This window comes from uncultured Ellagibacter sp. (genome assembly GCF_934617235.1).
Lineage (GTDB): Bacteria > Actinomycetota > Coriobacteriia > Coriobacteriales > Eggerthellaceae > Ellagibacter.
In genome coordinates, this window is the sequence record NZ_CAKTTZ010000015.1 from 1 (window position 1) to 24217 (window position 24217).

Annotated in this window: 21 protein-coding genes; 11 read left to right on the forward strand and 10 right to left on the reverse strand. The window is 60.4% G+C overall.

Annotation, left to right across the window (positions count from 1 at the left end):
- Together Q0G85_RS04315 and Q0G85_RS04320 are read left to right on the forward strand one after the other, a co-directional pair.
- Positions 1-1259 (forward strand): aldehyde ferredoxin oxidoreductase C-terminal domain-containing protein (locus tag Q0G85_RS04315; protein WP_297155059.1); only part of this gene is annotated, 1259 nt, incomplete at its 5' end.
- A gap of 229 nt (positions 1260-1488) precedes the next feature.
- The gene (locus Q0G85_RS04320) at positions 1489-1881 is read left to right on the forward strand and encodes a (deoxy)nucleoside triphosphate pyrophosphohydrolase (RefSeq protein ID WP_297155061.1); all 393 of its coding nucleotides are present in this window, start codon (positions 1489-1491) and stop codon (positions 1879-1881) included.
- A gap of 72 nt (positions 1882-1953) precedes the next feature.
- On the opposite strand, the gene Q0G85_RS04325 is transcribed toward Q0G85_RS04320, so the two are convergent.
- The 3 genes from Q0G85_RS04325 to Q0G85_RS04335 all read right to left on the reverse strand — a co-directional run bounded on the left by Q0G85_RS04325 (position 1954) and on the right by Q0G85_RS04335 (position 4667).
- On the reverse strand, positions 1954-2433 hold the full coding sequence (locus Q0G85_RS04325) for a DUF3427 domain-containing protein (protein ID WP_367116865.1): 480 nt from the start codon (positions 2431-2433) through the stop codon (positions 1954-1956).
- Positions 2434-2613: 180 nt separating this feature from the next.
- The gene (locus Q0G85_RS04330; protein WP_297155063.1) at positions 2614-4044 is read right to left on the reverse strand and encodes a hypothetical protein; all 1431 of its coding nucleotides are present in this window, start codon (positions 4042-4044) and stop codon (positions 2614-2616) included.
- Positions 4044-4667, reverse strand: coding sequence for an iron-sulfur cluster assembly scaffold protein (locus tag Q0G85_RS04335; RefSeq protein ID WP_297155065.1), 624 nt, complete (start codon positions 4665-4667; stop codon positions 4044-4046). The genes Q0G85_RS04330 and Q0G85_RS04335 overlap by 1 nt, the downstream gene beginning before the upstream one ends.
- A 157-nt stretch (positions 4668-4824) precedes the next feature.
- Between Q0G85_RS04335 and Q0G85_RS04340 the strand changes: the two genes are divergently transcribed.
- On the forward strand, positions 4825-6465 hold the full coding sequence (locus Q0G85_RS04340; RefSeq protein WP_297155067.1) for a LuxR C-terminal-related transcriptional regulator: 1641 nt from the start codon (positions 4825-4827) through the stop codon (positions 6463-6465).
- Positions 6466-7092: 627 nt separating this feature from the next.
- Here Q0G85_RS04340 and Q0G85_RS04345 read toward each other — a convergent pair.
- From Q0G85_RS04345 to Q0G85_RS04360, 4 genes are all read right to left on the reverse strand, one after another.
- Complete coding sequence (locus tag Q0G85_RS04345; protein ID WP_297155069.1) at positions 7093-8271, reverse strand: pyridoxal phosphate-dependent aminotransferase; 1179 nt, start codon at positions 8269-8271, stop codon at positions 7093-7095.
- Positions 8272-8286: 15 nt separating this feature from the next.
- Complete coding sequence (locus Q0G85_RS04350) at positions 8287-8733, reverse strand: universal stress protein (protein ID WP_297155070.1); 447 nt, start codon at positions 8731-8733, stop codon at positions 8287-8289.
- A gap of 134 nt (positions 8734-8867) precedes the next feature.
- Positions 8868-10097 (reverse strand): ATP-binding protein, encoded by a 1230-nt coding sequence (locus Q0G85_RS04355; RefSeq protein WP_297155072.1) that lies wholly within the window; start codon positions 10095-10097, stop codon positions 8868-8870.
- 52 nt (positions 10098-10149) lie between these two features.
- Entirely contained in the window at positions 10150-10863 is a 714-nt protein-coding gene (locus tag Q0G85_RS04360; protein ID WP_297155074.1) for a sulfite exporter TauE/SafE family protein, read from the reverse strand.
- Positions 10864-11039: 176 nt separating this feature from the next.
- On the opposite strand from Q0G85_RS04360, the gene pxpB reads away from it, so the two are divergent.
- From pxpB to Q0G85_RS04400, 8 genes are all read left to right on the forward strand, one after another.
- Positions 11040-12017, forward strand: coding sequence for a 5-oxoprolinase subunit PxpB (gene pxpB / locus Q0G85_RS04365; protein WP_297155076.1), 978 nt, complete (start codon positions 11040-11042; stop codon positions 12015-12017).
- Positions 12008-13111, forward strand: coding sequence for a biotin-dependent carboxyltransferase family protein (locus Q0G85_RS04370; protein WP_297155079.1), 1104 nt, complete (start codon positions 12008-12010; stop codon positions 13109-13111). Before pxpB ends, Q0G85_RS04370 begins: the two co-directional genes overlap by 10 nt.
- 10 nt (positions 13112-13121) lie before the next feature.
- Positions 13122-13670, forward strand: coding sequence for an acetyl-CoA carboxylase biotin carboxyl carrier protein (gene accB, locus Q0G85_RS04375; RefSeq protein WP_297155081.1), 549 nt, complete (start codon positions 13122-13124; stop codon positions 13668-13670).
- A 9-nt stretch (positions 13671-13679) separates the two neighbouring features.
- A complete protein-coding gene (gene accC, locus Q0G85_RS04380; RefSeq protein ID WP_297155084.1) occupies positions 13680-15029 on the forward strand; it encodes an acetyl-CoA carboxylase biotin carboxylase subunit in 1350 nt (449 codons plus the stop codon).
- A gap of 110 nt (positions 15030-15139) precedes the next feature.
- Positions 15140-15982 carry a putative hydro-lyase gene (locus Q0G85_RS04385; RefSeq protein ID WP_297155086.1) on the forward strand — a complete coding sequence of 281 codons (843 nt, stop codon included), beginning with the start codon at positions 15140-15142 and terminating at the stop codon, positions 15980-15982.
- 9 nt (positions 15983-15991) lie between these two features.
- Positions 15992-18109, forward strand: coding sequence for a S8 family serine peptidase (locus Q0G85_RS04390; RefSeq protein WP_297155088.1), 2118 nt, complete (start codon positions 15992-15994; stop codon positions 18107-18109).
- Between the two features lie 83 nt (positions 18110-18192).
- Complete coding sequence (locus Q0G85_RS04395; protein WP_297155090.1) at positions 18193-18957, forward strand: LamB/YcsF family protein; 765 nt, start codon at positions 18193-18195, stop codon at positions 18955-18957.
- Positions 18958-19128: 171 nt separating this feature from the next.
- Complete coding sequence (locus Q0G85_RS04400; protein ID WP_297155092.1) at positions 19129-20388, forward strand: Nramp family divalent metal transporter; 1260 nt, start codon at positions 19129-19131, stop codon at positions 20386-20388.
- 272 nt (positions 20389-20660) lie between these two features.
- On the opposite strand, the gene rarD is transcribed toward Q0G85_RS04400, so the two are convergent.
- From rarD to Q0G85_RS04415, 3 genes are all read right to left on the reverse strand, one after another.
- Positions 20661-21581, reverse strand: coding sequence for an EamA family transporter RarD (gene rarD / locus Q0G85_RS04405; protein ID WP_297155095.1), 921 nt, complete (start codon positions 21579-21581; stop codon positions 20661-20663).
- A 213-nt stretch (positions 21582-21794) separates the two neighbouring features.
- Positions 21795-22517, reverse strand: coding sequence for an amino acid ABC transporter ATP-binding protein (locus tag Q0G85_RS04410; protein ID WP_367116866.1), 723 nt, complete (start codon positions 22515-22517; stop codon positions 21795-21797).
- A gap of 117 nt (positions 22518-22634) precedes the next feature.
- Positions 22635-24095 carry an amino acid ABC transporter permease gene (locus tag Q0G85_RS04415; RefSeq protein WP_297155100.1) on the reverse strand — a complete coding sequence of 487 codons (1461 nt, stop codon included), beginning with the start codon at positions 24093-24095 and terminating at the stop codon, positions 22635-22637.
- Between the last annotated feature and the right edge of the window lie 122 nt (positions 24096-24217).

Genomic DNA, 24217 nt, shown 5'->3' on the forward strand with positions numbered 1-24217 from the left:
CCAAGGACGAGGGTCCCGAGGCCGAGAAGTACACCATCAAGATGAACGGCTGCCACAGCTGCCCGATTCACTGCTACTCCGACATGCGCGTCCCGAACTCCAAGGCCAACGGCGGCTATGAGATCACGGGCAACACCTGCGTGCCGAACTTCCCGTTCTCCGTCTACATGACGAAGATCTTGGGCGACCACACGTCGGTCAAATCGGGCACCGAAGACGGCCTCATTTGGGACCAGGTTGTCGGCGGCACGATGGACGATCTGGGCATGTGGTGCAACTACGCGCAGATTTATCGCGACATCGCGCACTGCGTGTCTGCGGGTATCTTCGAGAAGAACCTGCCTGCCGATGAGTACAACATGTTCGACTGGAAGAAGTTCGAGAACAACGATCCGACCATCATGGTCGAGCTGCTCACGCACATCGCCAAGAACGACAACGAGATGTCCTACCTCGGCCATGGCCCGATCGTGTGGTGCAAGCGTTGGAACGACATGGAGTGGTTCGATACCACGGCGAGCTGTCTTATCAACTACCGCGGCTGGCCGGTTCACCACGCCATCGAGTCTTACGGCCAGGTCGGCGGCCTGCTGAACATGATCTTCAACCGCGACCCGATGATCCACTCGCATCAGAACATGCTGCAGTGCGGCCTCCCGCATGAGCTTAAGCAGGAAATCGCAGCCGAGCTGTGGGGCGGCGAGGACGCGCTTGACGCCGAGAAGAACTACACGCCCGTCAACGACCACAAGATCAACTTCTGCTGGTGGTCCATCGTCACCGACGTGCTGCATGACTCGCTCACGCTGTGCAACTGGGTGTGGCCGATGGCGCAGAGCCCGTCGAAGAGCCGTAACTACCGCGGCGACCTCGACCTCGAGGCGAAGTTCTACAAGGCAGCCACCGGCAAGGACGTCACCACCGACGACTTGTACAAGGCTGCTGCGAAGATAATCACGCTGCAGCGCGCTAACACCGCCCGCGGCATGAAGGACGCGAATGGCAACATGGGTTGCAACGACTTCCGCAACATCCATGACGTCATGACCCAGTGGCCGTTCACGAAGGACCCGGACAAGCAGCCCTTCACCGAAGGCACCGATAAGATGGAGAAGGAAGACTTCCAGAAGGGCCTCACGATGCTCTACGAGAAGTTCGGTTGGGACAGCCAGCTTGGTTGCCCGACGGCCGACTGCCTCGAGTACTATGGCATGAGCGACGTTGAGGAAGACCTCAAGAACCTGAACCTCCTTCCGTAAGCGATGCGACGAAAGTGGCGGCTTAGGGGCATCCTGACCTGAGCCGCCGTAAACCTCCCTTTATGAGTCGCATCCGACATACGGGGTAGCCCTACCCGCAAGAAGAGTCCCTGATGGGGCTCTTCTTGTTGTTGGGGTAAGATGTGGATATCGGGGCGGATCTTTGCTTGTCCGCCCTTTCCCGCTACGATCGAAGGCGAAACCACGAAGGCATCCGAGAGGCGAACGAATGAAGACCATCGACGTTGTAGCAGCCATCATCGAAAAAGATGGCGAAATCCTCGCAACCCAGCGAGGCTACGGGGAATTCGAAGGCGGCTGGGAATTCCCGGGCGGCAAAGTCGAGGCAGGCGAAGCCCCTGAGCAGGCGATTGTCCGAGAAATCAAGGAAGAGCTCAACGCCGACATTGCGGTCGGGAGCTTTCTTGTGCAGGTCGAACATGACTATCCCGCGTTCCACCTGAGCATGAAATGCTACCTCTGCACGCTCAAGGACCCGTCGTTCGAGCTGCTCGAACATCATGCCGCAAAGTGGCTCGACCTCGAGCACATCGAAAGCGTGGACTGGCTTCCCGCCGATGTGAAGGTGGTTTCCGCCTTGGAGAAGCGCGGCGAGCTCTAATCGCTGGCGCCGCCGAAAGGCTTCGACCGTCAAAATCCCAAAGCGCTTCAACCGCCAGGCTCCCGACGCGCTTTAACCGTCGAGGTTACTGATCAGGTAATCATACAAATCGGCACGAACAGGCTGTTCGAGAGCGTACGCGATCTCGACGACGTTCGTTTTGCCATCCTCCATCGTAGTCGCCTCGAATTCGCCCGTCGGGTGCATCTGACCTAAGAAATAGAATTCCTTGCCATCGCATTTACGCAGGCCACGGCCGAGTTGCTGCACGAAAACGATGGCGGACTCGGTCCTTCGCAACATGACGATCTGGTTGAGCGAGGGGATGTCGACGCCTTCGTTCACGATGTCGACGGAAAAGATGTAGTCGATCGACCCTTGTTCGAGTTCGCGGATGGCACGGTCGCGCTCCTCGATTGAAGACGCGCCGCTGATCGCCCTCGAGGGAAGGCCCCGCTCGCAAAATGCCTGCGCGAAATACGAAGCCTCGTCGTTGCGGCTGCAAAAGACCAGCCCACGGCGGCACGACTTCTGGATTACGAAAGGGAGGATAAGATCCCCCCATTATCGACGATCGCCCAGCGGAATGGGGCAACAACCCCGGCACCGATCGCCCGATTTTCGAGGTTGCGCAAAACGTCTGGTCCCCCATGTCTGCACGAGGGCCGAGCGGGGAAAAGAGACATCGAGCGCGCGGCGGCTAGCACGATATCGCCAGCCGCCGCGCAGTTGCTACACGTTCGAGAGGCGCTCCACCGATCGATATTCCGCCAAGGATTCGGCAAGCGTGCGGTCCATGTAGAGCGTCGAGAAGAAGTAGACATCGCCATTCGAGGCTTCGCAACGCTCAATGTCGGGGTACTCGCCCGACTTCTGGAGCTCGGCCCACGTGTCTTCGACTTTGCTCGCACTCATGTGGAAGGGAGGGTTAGCCAGGTCTTCCGCTGCGAAAGGACGCGGATAGACGCGCCCATCCTCACGCACGCAATCGACAAACGTTGCCAGTGGATTGTCCTCGGCTGCCAGAAAAGCCCAGTGCGCGTAGTTCTTCGTCATGAGGTCGGAGTCGTACAGGTAATAGCTGTGCTGCCCCACCAGCGTGACGATGTGCTCGCAGTGGATTTCCTTCTTCACCGGCGCCGCATCCTCGTCGGGAACCAGCACATATTCCCCTTCAAGTTCCACAAGCTTGTATCCTTCGGGAAGCTTCAAGCTGGAGAAGAGCCCGTCGTCTGCCGCGGCGTCGGGCTTCTCGGATGCGGATGCGCCCTCGGCAGGCGCGTCGGAAGCAGCCTCGCTCACATGGGGCGCAGGGGATTCCATGGCGTCGGTTCGCGCGGAAGCCCGAGCGCCCTCCGCGACTTCCACCTGGGCTTCAGAAGCATGCGAGGAAGGATCAGGGGCAGCCGCGTTCTTCGCGCCGAGAGCTGCAACCGCGCTTATATCGTCCGTTACCGCATCGCCCGAAGCCGCCTTTGCCTCGGAAGTCTCGCGCGCAGCTTTCTCCACAGCCGCCTTCTCATCTTCCTCAATCTGCCTTAAGCGGCGATTGGGGATCTTCGGGGGAACGCCCACAGCGCGCGTGGCAGAACGAACCGAGTTCGCCTTGCGCGCCCGCTCGGCCTTTTCCGCCGCGATTTCGTCTTTATGGTCGCGACGATAGTTCTCGAGGTACTCGTAGACGAGCATCTCAAACTCGTCAGCAGTCATATGGCCAGGGACTAACCCCAGGTCAACCCACCTGCTCGGCACGACAAGCTGGCTGTCGGACGATTGGCGGCGAACGTCGTCGAACACGTCGGCAAGAGCGTTGTTCTCGGCAAGCTCGCGCTCTTCGGGCGTCGGCCCTGCCTGCTGTGCCTGGGCTGCGCCGTCGGCATTGTCGGCAGACTCGCCCTCGCCCAGTGCGCCCGAAGCGTCGCCCAAGTCGGCTGCGCCCAAGCCAGCTGCGGCCGCATCAGGGGCACCTGTCGAGGCAACGCCGGGGGCACCGGCCTCGACCGCGGCAGAAGCACCGGCGTCGGCTGCGTCACCATCGACAAGCGCGCCTTCCCCGCAAGAAGTCACATCGACGCCTTCGCCGCCCGCCTTTTCCGTCAACGTTTCCTGCAAGGCTTCTTCCCTCGTCGGCACAGAGGCCTTCTGCACTTCTTCAGCAGCCATTACGCATTCGCCGCCTTCGCGCGCGCTTCGTCGACCATCATGTCGAGGCGCGTGCTGCGCAGCGAGCAATGCTCGCACAAAAGGCACGTCGGGGAGCTTGTGTCGCACGGCAGCTTCTCGTCAAGTTCGGCGAGCGTCACGCCGCTGCGGTAATACCAGTCGCCCACCAGGCCGCGCACGCCTTCGACCGCGAACATCGTGGTGTGCGCCTTGTCGTAGGGCACGCCGTCGACGGCGATCTTCACGTCGTCGGGCGTGATCGCAAGCGCCTCCGAGAACGTCTTGCCTTCGATCATCGTGCAGATGACGCTTGCGCAGGCGGTCATGGCAAGGCATCCGCGCGTCTTGAACCCGGCACGCAGGAAGCGCGGCTCGCCGCCATCCTCCGGCTCGCCGACGACAGCGAACAGCCGCAACGCCACCTCGCCGCGCTTCGACTTGCCCACCATAGATTCCGCATTAAAACCCTCCGGCTTGCCGGAGTTAGCGAAATTGGCAACGATCGACAGCAACGTGTCGGAATAGCCCGCGACGCCTTCGTCGAGATTCGTTTGGTACACATCGGCCGTGCGAATCAGCGCGCGCTCGGTCGGCTCATGGTAAATGTCTCGTCCGTCCCCCATAGCTTCCCCTCTCCCTCGAGCCGAAAATCTTGATTTACGGATAATCGTATCAAGACTCCGAATCGAAACAAATTGATGCTATCATGATGCCAGTTTTTGGGAAGGGGACATACCCTCTTTGGGGATAAAATGCAATCGTGCCTGTTCACAGGCTACCATGAAAGCAGGGGATAACATGGTTGGAAAGACGAACGCTTCGTCGCCTTCCTCTTCGTGCGCCCTCAAACAAAAGACTCCTTCCGAACAATCTAGCGCCTCCGCAGTCGAAAAATCGGAGAGCCTCGGCGCCGTGATTGTCCGTCACAAACCGCTCGCTTGGTCGATACTGGGCCTCGCCCTTTGCCGCGCAGGACTTATCGTCGGCAGTTACGACAGCTATCGGCACAGCGACGAGGGCATCTTATCGGACGGCGTCATGCTCGTCGCGCTTGCGTTTTTGGCCGTACTGCTGATTTTGATTGCCATCACGAAATGCCACCTCTCTCGGCGCGTTGTGAGAAGGATCGCGTTCGTCTCGATTCTCCTCGAGGCGTTTTCCCTCGTCATGATAGGTATGCTTGATCTGAAACCACCCGAAGCGGCGGCGGATGCGGGAGCAAGCTACTTCCTCGCAAGCACGCTCTGCACGCTCGGCGGTCTCTCCTGCATGTCGTATTGGTTGCGCCGCGCACGCGATTGCACCGCCATAACCGCAGTCATTTACGCATTTGGGGCGCTGTTTGTAAGCGAGCTGCTCATCTTCGCCTCGATATTCATGTCGAAGGGCGTCTCCTGTTTTTACGCCGTAGTGCTTGTGCTGCTGCAGTTTCCCTGCATAACGCTCGCCCGAAAGAAGCCCCTTGCCTGCGACATCAAGACGATTTCCAGCGAGAACGACTTCTTCAGTTTCACCAAGAACACGATGACGTCGAAGCTTTTCCTCGCAACGATGTCGGTGAGCATCGGCGTGCTCGCATGCGCCGACGGTTTCCTGCGCGGCTACCCCGACGGATCGTCAATCGCATTTCGAGCGACAACACGATTCGCCGATCTTGTGCTTATCCTTGCGCTTTGCGTCGCGATTATCGTGTTCACCTGCAAGCACCATCACCGCATCATGACCGTGGGCATCTTCGTCGCCATGGAAGCGCTCGCCTGCATCGCGCTTCTGTGCTACTCGGCTTGGCCCGACGCACTCGATATCGGCGCCATCTTCACGACCAACCTGAATGCGCTGCTCGTCGCCTTCTCGTGGTACATCATTCTCGCGTTCATGAGCTACGGCTGGCGCTGCCCGTACTATTATGCGATCGCTGGATGGATCGTCTGGCTCGGATGTCGAGGCGTCGCCCGCATCACGCTTATCAACGTAACGGCGGTGTCGCAGAACGACCTGCTGATGCTTGCCGCTGTGTTCACGATGATTGTGCTATCGACCCAGGTTGCATTCGTCAGTCTCCTGAACGTGCGCAAATTCGAGGCCACCCCCGAAGAGGAGCTGGCGCATCATCAGGAGGTCGCGCAGGCCAGCCCCGTCACGAAGATTCTGGGCCTCGACGAGCACCCCGAAAGCCTGGCCGACGTGCGACAGGTCACCATGCGCCACAACGCTGAAGAGGTCGGCAAACAGTTCCTGCTTTCCGAGCGAGAGATCGAGGTGCTTTCGCTTTACGCGCTTGGCTGGACGCAAAAGCGCGTGGCCGAAGAGCTGTTCATCAGCCCTGGGACCGCTCATGCCCACATCAAGCGCATCTACGCGAAAACCGGCTTGCATTCGCGCCAGGAAATCCTCGACTACATGGAGAAATACACGTCCTAGAATTTTCGCCCGGGGTCGGGGCCTGGACGCGGGGCGATGCCGCGGCCTGGGATCGCGGCCCGAAGTCGGGGTCTGCAAGAGCAACGGCCACCCCGATTCAGGATTGAGACGAGAGGTCGGGGCCCAGGAAGCGTCCGCTGCCGCCGCCCGACGTCTTGAATCGAGGCCTTCTCCTGGGAAGCATCGCGATATCGCGGCCCGAACCAGCGCTCTAGGGAGCACAACCCAAGTTCGTGGTCATTTGAGCGAGTTGTGCGACGTTTTTTCGCCCGATGGAGCCCTTTACAGCCGCTCGGAACACCTCCTGGAAATAAAACCCCAGGTCAGAGATAGACAGGTTTGAATTATTCTCAAAAAAGGCAGCGCATAACTCGTTCTTTTGACCACCAACTAAGGGTTCTACCCCACGAGAGCAACAGATTGCAGCGTCCTACGCACCTCGAGGCCGGGTATGTCGAGCACGCCCATGTCCCGATGCGTTCGACTCAACCCTACGACGCCAGCATCCCGAAGCATCGCAGCACAGCAAGCGAACTCAAGCGCGCGTCCGAAGCAAGCGAGCGCAATAAAAAGGCGGCTCGCAACGATTGGCCGCAAGCCGCCCCCGAAAGAAAGCCCGAACGCGCACTACTTGTATTCCTCCATGAGTGCCTTGAACGCAGGCATGGAGCGCTTGATGACGTCGGCGGACACGCAGTAGCTGATGCGCACCCAACCATGGGATTTGAAGCACGTGGCAGGCACAAGCAAAAGCTCGTGAGCCTTCGCCTTCTCGCAAAACGCCTCGTCATCGGGCTCGAGTGCGCGAACCCACAGGTAAAACGCCCCGTCAGGCTCGACAAACTCGTACCCCAACTCGGAGAGGCCCTTCGTAAGCAGCTCGCGGTTCGCGCGATACGCCTCGACGTCGGAGGGCTCGTTTACGCACTTCTCCATCACGCGCTGGAACAACACCGCCGTGCAGATGAAACCGAGCGCACGCCCCGCGCCGCTCACCGCCGTGTAGACTTCCTTCGCGTTGTCCATCAGGTTGGACACGTAGATGTAGCCGATGCGCTCGCCAGGAAGCGACAGCGACTTCGAGTACGAATAGCAAACGATGGTGTGCTTGTAGAGTGTGGGAACGTAAGGAACCTCAGCACCGTAGGTGATTTCGCGATATGGCTCGTCGCTGATCAGGTAAATCGGGTGCCCGTATTCCTCTTCCTTGCGAGAGAGCAGCGCGGCAAGCGCCTCGAGGTTCTCGCGCGTGTAGACAGCGCCCACGGGGTTGTTCGGCGAGTTGATGATGATGCCCGCGGTCTTCGGCGTGAAGGCGGTGTCGATGGCGTCGATGTCCATCTGGAAATCGGGCTCATGCGCCGGCACCTCGATCGTCGTGCAGCCGGCGGTCTCGGCCCACACGGCATACTCGGGGAAGTACGGGGCGATCACCATGATCTCGTCACCGGGATTGGTAATCGCATAGATGCTGATGGCAAGGCCAGCGGCGGCGCCAGCGGTGAGATAGACCTGGTCAGCCGTGGCTTCGATACCGAAGCGGCGGCTGATGTTGTCGGCCACAGCCTGACGCGGGCCGGCGGCGCCGGGAGACGGCGTGTAACCGTGGAGCGCGCAAGGCGGTTCCTTGATGAGCTCGGCGATGGACTCGGCCACGGCGTCTGGCGCTGGAACACTCGGGTTTCCGATGGAAAAGTCGAACACGTTCTCCTCGCCAATTTCTGCCTTGCGCTTAAGGCCGTAAGCGAAAAGCTCGCGGATTTTGTTGGGTGCGGAGCCGAGTTCGGTTGCGCGTTGGTTGAGCATGGAGGGCCTTTCTAACTACGCCTTAACGACATGGACGTCGCAGCGGACGGTGCGAATAAGGTACTTCGAGACGCTGCCGACGAATGCGTACTGCATATTGGACAGACCGCGTTCGCCGCAGATGACAAGATCGGGCTTGAACGGCTCGATGAGCTGCTCGGTCAGCGTATCGGTGATGCGGCCGGCACGAACCTGCAAATCGACCGACTTGATATCGGGGTTCTTCCTCGCTTCGGCCAGGATATCGGCAAGGTCGGCCTCGAGCTGTTGCTTGCGCGACTCGCACAGGGCATCGAAGTCGGCGCCGTTCGCCTCAAACGGAACGGAGTCGACAACGTGGCCGAAGAGCAGGTCGGCGTTATTGGCAGCGGCGATCGCAACAGCGCGGCGCGCGACGATATCCTGCGTAGATCCGCCGTCGAGCGATGCGAACACGCGCGGGAACAAGTGAATGGCAGACATGGCAGTCCCCTTTCGTTAGAGCCTTGAATCTAGTGGCCATTGTACGACTAAATGGCGTCTATCACAGAAAAGTTTCCCTAGCGAAATAATCGGGTTGGGACGTCGGAGCAATTGAGAATGCTGAGCGCACTCCTCTACCTGTCCAGCAGCCAGTCGATGACGTTTATTATGGCGATTCCCTCTTCGGTCACGCCGCATCGAAGATGATCGGCCGTCAAGATAACCTTCGGCCATGAATCGGCAATCGAGCGGAGGGGGGTTATCTCCCGTTCATATATCCCCTGATCGACAAGCGATTCCGTCACCTGGATATACATGCGCTTCTGTGCTCGTTCGGCAACGAAGTCAACTTCTCCAACGCGAAGCGAACCAACCGAAACCCTCCATCCGCGCCGCAGGAGCTCGTTGTGAACGACATTTTCGATCTGAAAACCAATATCGCCCGAGACAAATCCACTTGTCAGGTTTCGCAATCCCGTATCCACCGGGTAGAACTTACGCTGCGGACGCAAAATATCCTTACCCGACAGCCCGACCTGCTCGCATTCGTGAAGAATCAAGGCGTCGATCAACGCACGAAGGTACGACTCAACCGTTTCCACCCGAGTCTTGCGGCCGTAACTTGTCAGCGTATTCGCGATCTTATTCGCGGAGAAGAGAGAGCCCGAGGTTGTGAACACGTAACGAACGAGCTTCGAAAGCAAATCCACATCGCCTATTTTCGTGCGTTCCACCACGTCATTGAGAATAATCGTCTCATACACCGTCCGCAGCAGCTGGGCAATACGATCCTGGTCTTGGTCCTTCAGGTGGAACAAAGCCGGCATGCCCCCGTAACGCAAGTATTCGGCAAACGCCGAGTCCTCATTCGGAAAATGCACGTCGTAATAGGAAGAGAAGGAAAAGAACTCGGAAAACGAGAGGGGCTGCACCCTCATCTCCACATAGCGCCCCCCGATAAGCGTCGCAAGATCGGAAGAGAGGACATAGGCATTTGACCCCGTAATATACACATCGGTATTCGGCCTTGTGTGCAGCTGGCGAACAACGCGCTCCCAACCGTCTACGTCCTGAATCTCATCGAGAAGCACATAGAACGGCTTTTGGGGATCGCTTTTTTCAAGGGCCTCCGATATCTCGCCCACCAGCCATTCGGCGTTCGGATTCGCCGGCAGGCCGAATAAGTCCATGCGCCGATAGAACACGTTGCCCGCCCCGACACCGCTATCGAGTAGGTCGCCTTGGAGCCACTGCAGCAACGTTGACTTGCCGCAGTGACGAACGCCCATGAGAACCTTGATGTCCTCAGTATCGCGGAGCGATTTGAGCTCGTTTTCATAAGTGGGACGGGGTGCATATTCCATGATTCATATCTTCCGTTAAAATCTCTATTGCAACCGAGATTTTGTCTCCCCGCTAGGACGTGATGAGCAGAACGAGGCCGACCAGAAGCAACAAGACATAGGTGAGCTTGAGGAATTTCTCCTGGCTGATGCGCTTCTGGATGACCTGCCCTAGGATATTCGCCACGATGGCGATGGGGATACAGATGCCCACGGTGAGCACCACATCGCCCGTGAAATGCCCCTGCGTGAAGGCGAGCAGAGCATACAGGAAGTTCAGGATGGCCCACAGCGCGGAAAGCGTGGCGCGGAACTGCTGCTTGTCCTTCATCTTCTGCACGGCGTAGATGACAAGAAACGCCCCACCCGACACGAACATGCCCTGGATGAGCCCGGCCGCCGCGACGATGATCGCAAGCAGCCATTTCGGCAGGAACCGCTGCTCTTTGGACAGCAGATTGCGAATGCCGATGAACACGATGATTGCCCCGTAGATGCGCAGGAGCACCGGCAGGGGAAGCACCGTGTCAAGCCAGATGCCAAGCGCCAGGAAAGGAAGCATGCCGCAGGTCATTTTGACGAGCTCGCGCCAGTTGATGTACTTGAAGTTGAGCACGGCGAGCATGCCGCACGCGAAAAAGCCCATGGCGTTCAAGACGGCAACGGAGCTCGAAAGCCCCATCACGTGCGTGCCGACGGGCATCGCGAAGATGTTCCCCGCGAACCCCGTGACCGCTTGTATCGTATAGGCAACAAAGAACGCTGCTGCGAAAAGCACTTTCTCCATGTATGTTAAAATCCTTTGAAACTTCTCGGGCCTGCGACGGAAATGCCCTACATTTCCGTTGAGCAAGGCAATTGCGCTCATGGCGTGCATGGGCGTCGCCTAGGGTAGCGCATTGTCCGAACGCCTGATGTTAACAAATATGAACTATGCGCCAAACGCTGAGAAAAGCAGGGAATATGGCAGGTTTCAACATAACCGTGGCCGGTGATTCGGCCATCAACCTCGAGTTCGGCAACGTCATCTCGGAGAAAACGAACGGCATCATCCGCGCCGCCGCGCAAACGCTCGAGGCGGACCCGATCGACGGCGTGATCGAGCTCGTCCCCACGTTCTGCTCGCTCATGGTGGTCTACAACCCGTGCGTCGTCGGATACGACGAGCTCACCAGCCAAGTTCGCGGAAAGCTGCGCGGGCTTGTGGCAACTTCGGGCGGCATCCATCGCGTGGTGAAGATACCCGTCTGCTACGGAGGAGACTTCGGCCCTGACCTGGCCGATGTGGCCGAGCATGCAGGGATGAGCGCCGAAGAGGTCATCGCCATCCACTCGGGGCATGATTACCTCATCGACATGCTCGGCTTCCTGCCGGGCTTCGCCTACCTGGGCGGACTCGACGAGCGGCTCCACACGCCACGCCTCGCCACGCCGCGCACGCGCATCGAGTCGGGCGCCGTGGGAATCGGCGGCGCGCAAACGGGCATTTACCCGCTTGCCTCCCCCGGCGGCTGGCGCATCATCGGCCGCACCCCCGTGCGTCCCTACGACCCCGACCGCGAGACCCCCATTCTCTACGCCGCAGGCGACTACCTGCGCTTCGTTCCCGTCACGCCGCAAGAGTTCAGCCTGATAGAAGCACAGGTCGAAGCGGGAACCTACGAATGCGAGATCATCAAGGGACGAACAGCAGCCCCGCAGGCGGCGGGCTCGGCCGCATGGAGCGAAGGCTGCGAAGCTTCTGAGCGCAATGCGAGCGAGCACGCCGCCGCCCCACGGGTCGAAACCAACAACAGCCAGGCGAGCGCGCCGTCCGCGGGACGGAGCGAAGGCTGCGAAGCTTCTGAGCGAAGCTCGACCGCGGGGCCAGCCGTCCCGCAGGTGGACACCACCCCGCAGGTCAATCAAGAAGAGGAAGACGAGGACGCGCTATGGGTGTAACCGTCAACAAACCCGGCATCTGCACCACCGTCCAAGACCTCGGCCGCCGAGGGTATCTCGGCAGCGGGTTCTCGCCCTCGGGCGTGATGGACAAGCGGGCAGCACGCATCGCGAACCTGCTCGTCGACAACAACGAGAACGCGCCCGTTCTCGAGTTCTGCCTGGCGGGACCCACGCTGCGCTTCACCACCAACACATGCATCGCGCTCACGGGCGGCAACTTCTCGCCCACCGTAGACGACGCCGCCATCCCGATGTACGCCGCAATCATGGTGCATCGAGGGTCGGTGCTCGAATTCGGCGCGCCAAAGAGCGGCGTGTACGGCTACCTTGCCATTGCGGGCGGATCAATCGCGGCCCCAAAGGTCATGGGCAGCGCATCGACCAACCTGAAGTGCGGCATCGGAGGCTGGGAAGGCCGCGCGCTGTCGGCGGGCGACTACCTGCCCTTCGTCACCAAAAACGTGGAATTCCTGGACAATCTAGGCTCGCACGCACTCAAGGATGACGACTTCTACGAATTCTCGTCGGATGAAGTCGTGCTGCGCGTGGTGCCGGGCCCACAGGAGGGAATGTTCACTGAACAGGGTGTAAACACGTTTTACAACGAAACGTACACCACCACCGCGAAATGCGACCGCATGGGATTCCGCCTCGAGGGTCCCGAAATTGAGACAGTCAACGGGTCGGACATCATCTCCGATGGCATCGCGCTCGGCGCCGTGCAGGTTCCCAACCACGGACGCCCGATCATCATGCTCGCCGACCGCCAAACAACGGGCGGCTACGCCAAAATCGGCACGGTAGCCTCGGTCGATATCCCCAAGCTCGTACAATGCAAACCGGGGCGGGCGATTCGATTCAAGCCGATCAGCGTTCAAGAGGCTCAGGCCGCATGCCGCAGGGAGGCGCAGGAGATGAGATCGCTCGCGAAAGTGGTGAAACGCCCCTGCTACGGAGGGGTTTCCCCAAGAAGAACCGCGCGACGCCTCACGCCGATTCTGGAGGCGCAAGCTAAGAAAAGCGCTGGAAACAAGCTTTGGATAGAATTTGAAGACGGACAAAACGCCGCACGCGTCGGCGATCGGGCATAGGAGGAGCGAAATGGGCAAGGCAAACGACGAGAAAAAGCAGGTCAACATGGACGAATCGACCGCCGCACGCGAGGAGAGGGACCGCGATATCCGCGCCCTCATGGCGCTCATGGAAGAGGGCGACCTCTCGGCGCTGCGCTTCGACGACGGTAACGTGAAAATCGAGCTCGAGCGCAACCACGGCCCGTTCTCGCAAACCGCGCTTCCCCTCATGGCCGAGCGCGTGGGCAGGCTGCTCGACGCACGAAGCGAGCACGACGACGTGACCGCCGGCGCCCAGAGCATTCCCGTTGCCGGCAACGACAACTCAGTCGCGCTGGTGAAAAGCCCGCTCGTAGGCACGTTCTACGTTTCCCCCTCGCCTGACGAGGAGCCGTTCGTGAAGGTGGGCCAGGAAGTGCTCACCGGCCAGACGCTCGCCATCGTGGAGGCCATGAAGATGATGAACGAGATCACCGCGCCCGCGCCCGGCATCGTGACCGAAGTGCTCGCGGCGAACGGCACGCAAGTCGAATACGACCAGGTGCTCTTCCGCATCGCCACCCAGACGAACGCGTAAGGGGCCGCGATGTTCGAGAAAGTTCTCATCGCAAACCGTGGCGAAATCGCCGTGCGCGTGATCCGCGCCTGCCGCGCCATGGGGATCAAGACCGTCGCCGTGTACTCCACGGCCGACCGACAATCGCTCCATACCTACCTCGCCGACGAAGCCGTATGCATCGGCCCTGCTCAGGCGCGTGATTCCTACCTGAATATCCCCGCCATCATCACGGCGGCGAAGGGGACGGGCGCCGACGCCATCCATCCAGGCTACGGCTTTCTTTCCGAGAACTCCACGTTCGCGAAGATGTGCCGCGACAATGACATCGCCTTCATCGGGCCCACGCCCGAAGTGATCGACCGCATGGGCAACAAAAGCCAGGCCCGCCGCACCATGATGGACGCGGGCGTACCCGTAGTCCCTGGTACGAAAAAGGGACTCCACGACGTGGGCGATGCACTTGAGCAGGCCAGAAAGATCGGCTGGCCCATCATGATCAAGGCGTCGTCAGGCGGCGGCGGCAAGGGCATGCGCGTGTCGGAATCCGAGGAGGACTTCGCCGACATGTTCAGCATCGCGCAACGCGAAAGCGTGAACGCCTTCGCCGACAACACGATGTACCTCGAACGCGCCGTGCAGAACCCACGCCACGTGGAAGTGCAAATCATCGCCGACAACCACGGCAACGTGGTGGCGCTCGGCGAGCGCGACTGCTCGGTGCAGCGCAACCACCAGAAGATGATCGAGGAGAGCCCCTCCCCCGCGCTTGACGAGGAGCTGCGCGCCCGCATGATGGACGACGCCGTGAAGGCCGCGCGCGCCGTGGGCTACACCTCTGCAGGCACGATCGAGTTTCTCCTCGACGACGACCGCAACTACTACTTCATGGAGATGAACACCCGCATCCAGGTCGAACACTGCGTGACGGAGATGGTCACGCACACCGATCTCGTGGGCGAGATGATCCGTGTGGCGGCGGGCGAGACGCTCTCGTTTACCCAAGACGACATCCAGCTGCACGGACACGCCATCGAGTGCCGTATCAACGCCGAGATGCCAGAGAAGAATTTCATGCCCTCACCTGGCACGATATCACAAACCCACCTGCCGGGCGGCAACGGCGTGCGCGTGGACACCGCCGCCTACGACGGCTTCGAGATCACGCCGTATTACGACTCGATGATCGCGAAGGTCATCGTACTCGGCCGCGACCGCACCGAGGCGATCGCCAAAATGCGCACGGCCCTCGAAGAGATGGTCGTCGTCGGCGTGCGGACCAACCTCGATTTCCAATACTCCATCTTGGAGAACGAAACCTTCTGCGCAGGCGAGGCGAACACAAGCTTCATCGAGCGCTTCCTCGCAGGCGAGGTTTAACCAGGGGCTTGAGCCTTCGAGGCTTCAATCTATAGCATTGTTGAGACGTTGGGGTAGTGCGAATCCGCGAGAAGCGCACTACCCTAAATTATGAAGGAAAGGCGGAACTCATGACTATCGAAATGCCGGCACCCGCAAAACCGGAAGGCGTCGACGCCGCGGTTTGGGAAAAGATGCTCTCCGCCACGCCCGTCGAGGCGCGCCACCTCATCCGCGAGGGCAGCTTCACCGCGCCCACGAGCGGACTTTGCCCTGGGTACGCGCAGGCGAATCTCATCGTGCTGCCGAAAGAGCAGGCTTACGACTTCTTGCTGTTCGCCCAGCGCAACCCCAAGCCCTGCCCGCTTTTGGAAGTGACCGAGACCGGCGCGCGCGAGGCCACCATCTGCGCCACCGACTGCGACATCGCCACCGACTTCCCGCGCTACCGCATCTACGAGTACGGCAAGCTGGTCGACGAGGTCACGGACGTGTCGTCGTACTGGCGCGATGACCTGGTGTCGTTCGTCATCGGGTGCTCGTTCTCGTTCGAAAGCGAGCTCATCGAAGCCGGCATCGAGATGCGCCACAACACCCAGGGCCGCAACGTGTCGATGTACCTGACCAACGTCGCATGCACGCCCGCAGGGTCGATGTCGGGCAACACCGTCATGTCGATGCGCCCCATCCCCTACGACCAGGTGGTGAAAGCGGTGCAAATCTCGGGCGCCATCCCCAAGGTGCACGGCGCTCCGCTGCACATCGGCGACCCGTCGGTCATCGGCATCGAGGACATCTCGAAGCCCGACTTCGGTGACCCGGTCGACATCCGCGAGGGCGAGGTGCCCGTCTTTTGGGCATGCGGTGTAACGCCCCAGGCCGTGGTCATGAACTCCAAGCCGCCCTTTGCCATCACGCATGCGCCCGGATGCATGCTGATAACCGACACAAAGAACGTCGACCTCAAGGGATAGGAGGCCCCCATGCGCTGTCCACGCCGATTACCTAAAATGATGCTCGCCGCAATCCTCGCGGTGGGAATCGCCTTCCCCGCACCTGCGCTCGCCTTTGCCGACGATGCCGCCGATGCCGGCAAATCGGCTGGTGAAAGCGCTGTGGGCGCAACCGCAATCAGCGAGGGCGCGACACAAGGCAACGACCCTGCGCTCTTCGACGAGCTTGCCGAGGGCGTGGACTACCGAGGCCTTCTCGTGACCCTCGATGAGGACTCGAAGATCAACCTTCTTTCCGCAGAAGGTGGGGAAAGCGAGCTCGCGCAAGGGCTCGCCGACGCAGGCCTCGATGTCACCAATCAGATCGAATCCGCGGACGGATCGACGCTCGCCGTTGCCGATGTGGCTGACGGCCTGCGCGCGTCGGAGGCTGTTGCCGCCGCTCAGGAAGTCCCCGGCGTCGTCTCCGTGCAGCCGAACTTCGTGTACAGGCTGGTAGACGAGGTGCCCGCCAGCGCGCTGGACGAAAGCGCCGCAAGCATCGCCGACGAGCAGGCCGAAGGCGACGAGGACATCTCGGCGCAGGCACTTGGCATGCCGAACGACGATTACGTTTACACCCGCGATCCGAACGAACCCTTCAACCAATACTGGCTCTACACCACGCGCATCACAAGGGCGTGGAACCTCGCGCACACGGACAACACCGTCACCGTGGCCACACTCGACACGGGCGTGGATTTCGACCATGCGGATCTGGAAGACAACCTGCTTATGGACTACGCGTGGGATGCGTACAACGACAAGCCACTGACCGCGAGCGTGCCCAACGGCGACCGAATCGGACACGGCACGATGGTTGCGGGAATCATCTCTGCCAGGGCGAACAACGGGATCGGCTTGGCGGGCGCCTCATTCAACGCGACCATTCTCCCCGTGAAGGTCTTCAACGACACAGGCACCCCGGAGGCGACTACCGCGTCTGTTCTTTCCGGCTACAAATACGTGGTTGACCTGGCAACATCGAAGACCGTTCCCAACCTGCGCGTGATCAACGCGAGCTTCGGCTCCTACAACACCTACTCTTCAAGCGGCTATTGCCTGAAAGACGAGGCTCTTCGCAAAGCCATCGTCTCGGCGAAAAACGCCGGCATCGTCACGGTATGCTCTGGCGGCAACGGCAAAGACGGCGAGCCGCGAACCGACAACATCTACCCCGCCGATTTCGACGAATGCGTAGCGGTAACGGCGCTCAATACCGACAACACGAACTGCTACTGGTCCGACTACAACAAGAAGAAAAACATCAGCGCCCCCGGTTTGCTGATCACCACGACCAATACCACGGGGGGCTACTCCAAGGCCAGCGGCACCTCGATGGCGGCGCCGATTGTCTCGGGCGTTTTCGCGCTCCTATTCGCCGCCGAGCCTGTCGCTACAGTTGACGACGCCTGCAGGGCGATATACCTCACGGCAACCCCTATTCAGGATCCGGTAAACGACCGCACGAAAACAAGCGGCAGCAAGGGAGTCGTCGACGCCGAGAAGGCCGTCAATTACCTCTGGGGGCTCGGCAGAACCGCATATCCCGATGTGTCTCCTGGCGACTGGTTCTTCGATGCCGCGTACTTCATGAAGGCACGCGGCGCCATGACCGGCGACGGCGCGACGGGCATGTTCGACCCCTATAAGCCCATGACTCGCGCGATGATTGCCCAGGTAATCTACAAGGACAACGCGCCGTACGCTGTCTCACCCAGCTGCAACAAGCCCGACGTCGATCAAAACGAGTGGTATACGAGAGCCATTAACTGGTGCGTCGATCAAGGGATTATGACGGGATACGACGACGGGTCGAACCTCTTCGGGACCAACGACACGATCACCCGCGAGCAGATGTGCAAGGTGATTTTCGGCCTCAGTTATTCGAATTTGGCGGACGCGAGCCGGGAGAAGTACGACAAGCTCCTGGGAACCGAACAGACGAGCACCTGGGCAGTACCGTACGTCATCTGGGCTGTCGACAGAGGCGTCATCAACGGCATCGACAACCATGACGGAACGTATTCCCTCGACCCGCAAGGGGAACTTTCCCGCTGCCAGGCCGCACAGGTTTTCGCAAACGCCTTCAATGCTGGAATCTTGTAGGATAATCGAGACAAGCAACTGAAACGATGCGGCCCCGCAGGCGCCTTGCCGCGGGGCCGCATCTCTTAAGGGAAAGGAACGGCATGGCGCGCGTGGACTTGAACAGCGATTTGGGAGAAAGCTTCGGCCGATACACCTTAGGACTCGACGAGCAGGTGATTCCCCTGGTGACAAGCGTGAACGTGGCATGCGGCATGCATGCGGGCGACCCTGTGGTCATGCGCCGCACCGTGAAGCTCGCCGCCGAAGCGGGAATCGCCGTCGGCGCGCACCCAGGATACCCCGACCTGCAAGGGTTCGGGCGCCGCAACATGGCGCTCTCCCCCGACGAGGGATATGCCTATGTGCTGTACCAAGTGGGCGCGCTCGCGGCGTTCTGCCGCGCCGAAGGGGTTGAGCTCGCGCACGTGAAGCCTCATGGGCAGCTGTACAACCGCGCAGCAGTCGATGCGCCGTTCGCGCAGGCCGTCGCGCAGGCAGTGGCCGATTTCAACCCCGACATCACCCTGGTGGCGCTCGCAGGCGGCGAGCTCGCACGCGCAGGGAAGGCCGCGGGGCTTCATGTGGCGCAGGAATTCTTCGCCGACCGCAACTACACCGACGAGGGCACGCTCGTGTCGCGCACCCAGGACAACGCCACCATCACCGATGAGGAATTCGCCGTGGCGCGCGTCGTGCGCGTCATCCAGGAGGGCTCCATCGAGAGCGTCACGGGGAAAACGATCGACATCGCCGCGGACACCATCTGCGTGCATGGCGACAACGCCCACGCACTCGAGTTCGCCCGCGACATCCGTCGGGCGCTCACGGAGGCGGGCATCGAGATGCGCCCGGCAAGCGAGCGATAAGCGCGCCGAAAGGGGATTTTTTTCAACCTTGCGCACCTTGTTAACCTAGCTGTAAAACTCGCAATCACTACATTCTGCTAAAGTGGCTCGAGTACTCTTCATATCCGCTTGCCAGCGATTCCGAAAACGAGTCGCGGCAAGCGAACGAGACTCCCATGAAAGGAGTGGAAAATGGCAAGTTCGCTCAAGCAAAAGTTCAAGAACATCGGCCCTGGCGCACTTGTAGCAGCTGGCTTCGTCGGCCCCGGCACAGTTACCACGTGTACGGTTTCCGGTGCAAGCTATGGCTACACGATGCTGTGGTGCCTCCTGTTCGCCACCGTTGCGACCATCATCTTCCAGGAAATGGCTTCGCGCATCGGCATCGCTACCCAGGAAGGTCTGGGTGAGAACATCCGCGATCGCATTTCAAATCCGGTGCTTAAATGGATTGCAATCGTGATTGTTATCATCGCGATCTTCATCGGCAACACCGCGTATGAAACCGGCAATATCACGGGCGGCATCCTGGGCATCCAGGCGGTCTTCAACGTGCCGATGATCCCCATCGTCATCGTGCTCGGCATCCTCGCCTTCGCCTGCATGTGGGTCGGTTCCTACAAGCTGGTCGAGAAGATTCTCACGTGCATCGTCGTGCTCATGGGCGTTGTGTTCTTCGTGACTGCACTGTTCTCCCCCGTCGACTGGGGTGCGGTTGCCGCAGGCCTGTTCACGCCGCAGCTGCCAGCTGGCCAGGAAGCCTCCAAGGGCATCCTCACCGCCGTCGGCCTCATCGGCACCACGATCGTGCCGTACAACTTGTTCCTGCATGCCTCCGGCGCCGCTGAGCGCTTCAAGGATCCCGAGCAGATCTCCGATGCGCGCTTCGACACCGTGCTTTCCATCGGCCTTGGCGGCATCATCTCGATGGCCATCCTCATCTGCGCTGCCGCGAACATTTACGGCAACACCGGCATCACCGTTTCCAACGGCAAGGACATGGCAATGGCACTCGAGCCGCTGCTCGGCTCCTGGGCGACCTTCATGATCGGCGTCGGCCTGCTGGCTGCCGGCTTCTCCTCCGCCATCACGGCCCCGCTTTCCGCTGCTTACGCGGTGAACGGCGTGCTCGGCTGGGGCAAGACCCTCAAGGACATCAAGTTCAAGATCATCTGGATGATCGTGCTCGTGCTCGGCTGCGTCATGGCCGTCACGCTCGGCAAGAGCCCCACTCAGCTCATCTTGGTCGCACAGGCGGCAAATGCCATCCTGCTTCCGATTATGGCATTCTTCGTGATGTACGTCGCCAACGGCAAGAGTCTCGGCAAATGGCGCAATCATGCATTCGCGAACATCTGCGGCGTGGTGTTCATCGTGATCACGCTGTTCATGTGCTACCGCAACATGTCGAGCTTCATGACCTCGCTTGCCGCCCTGCTCGGCCTTTCGTAAGAACTTAAAGGCTGCAAGGAACGCGTTCGGCGCGAAACCACGCTCGACGCGCACCGCCGCGCAACAACTGAAGGGCTCCCGTCCACAAAACGGGAGCCCTTCTTTTTCGCCTGTTAACGCGCATGACTCGAGCTGCAGCGGGCCCTTCCAACCAGCAAAGCTCGCGGCATGCGCAAGCCTCCACTTGCGAAAATGTGAGCAGCTCGCGATTCCAATTCGGCAGCCTTCAGGCTCTTCAGAGCAAGATCCGCGCGAGACTTAACTTGCGCCCTCTATCGCTGGCGAACCTGCTTGCGAATCGCGTCCGCAATGACGAGGACCGCGCCAGTCCAGATGCACGCGAAGCATACCGCATGGGCGCTTGTGAACGGCTCACCGAGCACGAGCACGCCCGAAAGAAGGCTGAGGGTCGGGCTGATGTACTGAATGAACCCGATAAGCGAGAGCGGGGTCTTGTTCGCCGCAGTCGCAAACAGAATGAGCGGCACAGCGGTAACCGGACCGGTAAGCACCAAAAGGAGGCGCGTCTGCCATGCCGCAAGCGACATGTCCGGCGAGAAAAACGCGCTTTTACCAGCCACAGCAACCGCAACGAGAGCCACGATCGCAAAAGGCAGCGCAACGATTCCCTCGACCGCAATGGTAGGGACTGCCGGATAACCGCCGCGCTTCTTCACCGCTCCGTATATGCCGAACGTAAAGGCGAGGGACAGAGCTATCCAGGGAAAACTGCCATAGCTTACGGCGAAATAAATGACACCCGCCGCCGAGAGCGCCGTAGCCGCGACCTGTAGGGGCGTCAAACGCTCGCGGAACACCACGAGCCCCAGGACAATCGACACAAGCGGGTTGATATAGTAACCCAGCGATGCCTCCACCACATTGTTCGTCACCATAGCAACGATGTAGAGGCTCCAGTTCACCATGACAAGCAACCCCGAGGGGATGAGAAAACGCCGTGCGCGAGCGTCTCGCAGCAAGGCGATAAAATCGACTTTCAGGATGAATTTGCACGCGATAACGGTGAGGACAAGCGACCATGCGATTCGCTGTCCGATAAGCTCAACCGGGTCGACATCGTTGAGGAGGGCCCAAAACAGAGGGCACGAACCCCAGATAAGATAGCATCCCACCGCAGCAAGCGGCGCGCCGCGCGCCACGTCCGTCTGTTGCGTCTCAGCTTCAGTATCCATCTCGTTCGTCCTTCTTGGCGCGCCTTCCCTAACACCCCCAGCACCTCGGGATAGGCAGCTTTGTCCCAGCGAATCAAGCTCAGCGGACTCACTTCGACTCGACAACTTTGGCACGGCCACTTAGACGTCCGTCTTGGCACAATTATTTTAGCACGCAAAAGAAAACGGCGGCCTGCGCGAACTTTCGTCGCCCAAGCCGCCGCGCCTCGCCCTTTAGCGGATATGACCCAGGAAGTCCTTCGTGCGGTCGCTCTTGGGGTGATCGAACACCTCGTTGGGCGTACCCTGCTCGACGATAACGCCGCCATCCATGAAGATGACGCGGTCGGCCACGTCGCGGGCGAAGCCCATCTCGTGCGTGACCACGATCATCGTCATGCCGCCACGCGCGAGCTCCTTCATGACGCCCAAGACGTCGCGCACGAGCTCGGGGTCGAGTGCGCTCGTCGCCTCGTCGAACAGCATGACATGCGGGTCCATCGCAAGCGCACGGGCAATAGCCACGCGCTGCTGCTGGCCGCCAGAGAGCTGGCTCGGCTTGTAGTCGACGCGCTCGGCAAGCCCCACCTTCGTGAGCTGCTCGACCGCGATTTTGGCCGCTTCCTCCTTGGAGCGCTTGAGCACCTTCTGCTGTGCAAGCATGACGTTGCCCTTGGCAGTGAGATGCGGAAACAGGTTGAAGCTCTGGAACACCATGCCGACCTTCGCGCGTACGGCGTTGATGTCGGTGCCCTTGGCTGTGATCTCGGTGTCCTCGAAGAACACCTGGCCGCTCGTGGGCTGTTCGAGCAGGTTCACGCAGCGCAGAAGCGTGGATTTGCCGGAACCCGAAGGCCCTAAGATGACCACCACTTCGCCGCGCTTCACTTCCAGGTCGACGCCGCGCAAAACCACGAGGTCATCGTAGCTTTTATGCAGGTCGCAGATGCGGATGATGGGCTTGCCGTCGTCCGCCGCCTGCCCGTTGGCCGCCACGCGCGCCACACCCTCGTCCGCTCCGTCGGCAGTTTCGTTCGTCAGGTTCTTCATAGTCTCAGTCATTGCGCACACCCCTTACAGACTCGACATCTGCTCGGGCGTGATGCCCGTTCCCTCAACCGCATCGGGCCGTTTGGCAGCCGCAGCGTCGCCTGTCGCTCGCGCCTCGGCGGCAGCAGTGCCCGCGCCCGAGCCGAGCGCGCCCGCAGCCTCGCCAGTGCCGACCGCATGTTTCTTGTTCTTGCGCTTCTTCTTGCCGCCCTTGCCAGTGTCGTTGCTGGCCAGGCGCGACTCAAGGTTGCCTACCACCTTCGCAAGCGGCAGCGTGATGATCAGGTAGAAGCACGCGGCCACAACGTAGGGCGTGATGGAGCCCGTCGATGCGACGATCGTCTTCGCGTTCATGACGATTTCCATCGTGCCCACGGCGGCGAGCATGGACGTGTCCTTATACAGCAGGATGAATTCGCTCGTCATCGTTGGGATCACGCGGCGCACGGTCTGCGGGATGATGACGAAGAGCATCGTCTGCGCCCCGTTCATGCCGAGCGAGCGAGCAGCTTCGAACTGCCCCTTGCTGATCGACTGGATGCCCGCGCGGAAGATCTCGCACAGATACGCGCTCGAGTTCATCGCAAGCACAATCACGCCGAGCGGAAACGTGGGAATCTGGATACCCGCAAGCGGCAGGCCGAAGAAGGCGATGTAGATCTGCAGGAACAACGGCGTGCCGCGCACCACGTTCACGTAGGCGGTGGCGATGCCGCGCAGCACGCGCAACTTCGACATGCGCATGAGCGACAGCAGAAGGCCGAACGGGATGGCGAGCGGGAACGCGCAGGCCACGATGCCGATTGCCATCAAGAAGCCCCAGAAGACCACCGGCAGGCTCGACACGAACACCGACGGGTTCAAGAACAGCTTCAGGAAAAGCACACTGTTCCACGACTTCACCCAATCCTGCTGGGCGAGCGAATCGGAAAGCGACTCGAAGAAGGAATGGGATTTCACGGTGATTGCAGGCAGCGTGTCCATGGCGACCTCGGTGCCGTCCGCGAGCGTGTACGCGCCCGCGATCTGCATGTCGCCGCCCATTTCGGAGAACTTCACCTTGTAGATTTCCACACGGAAGTACCCGCCCGCTTGAGCCGGTTCGGAAAACTTAACTGTGAGCTTGCCGTCTTTGTAGTCGGCGGAGACATCGAGGTTCGTGCGCGTCATCAGGTCGTCGCCGGTGAGCATCGTCGCGCGCGTGTCGCCCGGCTCGCACGTTGTGCCCTCGGGCAAGGTGAACGTGACGCCCGCAATCTGCTCGTCGGGGTCGGCCTGGCCTTCCCAGGTGATGCGCGTCTCCACGCCGCCGAGCACGTCCGACGAGCCGCTGACGTTGGGTTTCGCCGTGCATTTGGCGGTATCGAGCGCATACGCGTTCGTCGGGGCGACGGCGACCTGCGCCGCACCGGCGAACACGAGCGCGAACGAGACGAGCAGTGCGCAAAACGCAGTGCGCACAGTATTCGCTTTCAAGTTCTGCATGTGCATGTACGTTCCTCTACGATTAAAAGGCCCTCCCCGCCAACGCGAAGAGGGCCTCATCCAGTTCACAGCCCTAGCGGCTTATTACAATGATAAAGGCCATGCAATTTTAGCACGTCCAC

Excerpts from the sequence above, each read along its gene's own strand:
- Q0G85_RS04320 (WP_297155061.1), top strand. The coding sequence starts at position 1,489 with ATGAAGACCATCGACGTTGTAGCAGCCATCATCGAAAAAGATGGCGAA.
- Q0G85_RS04330 (WP_297155063.1), bottom strand. The coding sequence starts at position 4,044 with ATGGCTGCTGAAGAAGTGCAGAAGGCCTCTGTGCCGACGAGGGAAGAA.
- Q0G85_RS04335 (WP_297155065.1), bottom strand. The coding sequence starts at position 4,667 with ATGGGGGACGGACGAGACATTTACCATGAGCCGACCGAGCGCGCGCTG.
- Q0G85_RS04340 (WP_297155067.1), top strand. The coding sequence starts at position 4,825 with ATGAAAGCAGGGGATAACATGGTTGGAAAGACGAACGCTTCGTCGCCT.
- Q0G85_RS04345 (WP_297155069.1), bottom strand. The coding sequence starts at position 8,271 with ATGCTCAACCAACGCGCAACCGAACTCGGCTCCGCACCCAACAAAATC.
- Q0G85_RS04350 (WP_297155070.1), bottom strand. The coding sequence starts at position 8,733 with ATGTCTGCCATTCACTTGTTCCCGCGCGTGTTCGCATCGCTCGACGGC.
- Q0G85_RS04355 (WP_297155072.1), bottom strand. The coding sequence starts at position 10,097 with ATGGAATATGCACCCCGTCCCACTTATGAAAACGAGCTCAAATCGCTC.
- Q0G85_RS04360 (WP_297155074.1), bottom strand. The coding sequence starts at position 10,863 with ATGGAGAAAGTGCTTTTCGCAGCAGCGTTCTTTGTTGCCTATACGATA.
- pxpB (WP_297155076.1), top strand. The coding sequence starts at position 11,040 with ATGGCAGGTTTCAACATAACCGTGGCCGGTGATTCGGCCATCAACCTC.
- Q0G85_RS04370 (WP_297155079.1), top strand. The coding sequence starts at position 12,008 with ATGGGTGTAACCGTCAACAAACCCGGCATCTGCACCACCGTCCAAGAC.
- accB (WP_297155081.1), top strand. The coding sequence starts at position 13,122 with ATGGGCAAGGCAAACGACGAGAAAAAGCAGGTCAACATGGACGAATCG.
- accC (WP_297155084.1), top strand. The coding sequence starts at position 13,680 with ATGTTCGAGAAAGTTCTCATCGCAAACCGTGGCGAAATCGCCGTGCGC.
- Q0G85_RS04385 (WP_297155086.1), top strand. The coding sequence starts at position 15,140 with ATGACTATCGAAATGCCGGCACCCGCAAAACCGGAAGGCGTCGACGCC.
- Q0G85_RS04390 (WP_297155088.1), top strand. The coding sequence starts at position 15,992 with ATGCGCTGTCCACGCCGATTACCTAAAATGATGCTCGCCGCAATCCTC.
- Q0G85_RS04395 (WP_297155090.1), top strand. The coding sequence starts at position 18,193 with ATGGCGCGCGTGGACTTGAACAGCGATTTGGGAGAAAGCTTCGGCCGA.
- Q0G85_RS04400 (WP_297155092.1), top strand. The coding sequence starts at position 19,129 with ATGGCAAGTTCGCTCAAGCAAAAGTTCAAGAACATCGGCCCTGGCGCA.
- rarD (WP_297155095.1), bottom strand. The coding sequence starts at position 21,581 with ATGGATACTGAAGCTGAGACGCAACAGACGGACGTGGCGCGCGGCGCG.
- Q0G85_RS04415 (WP_297155100.1), bottom strand. The coding sequence starts at position 24,095 with ATGCAGAACTTGAAAGCGAATACTGTGCGCACTGCGTTTTGCGCACTG.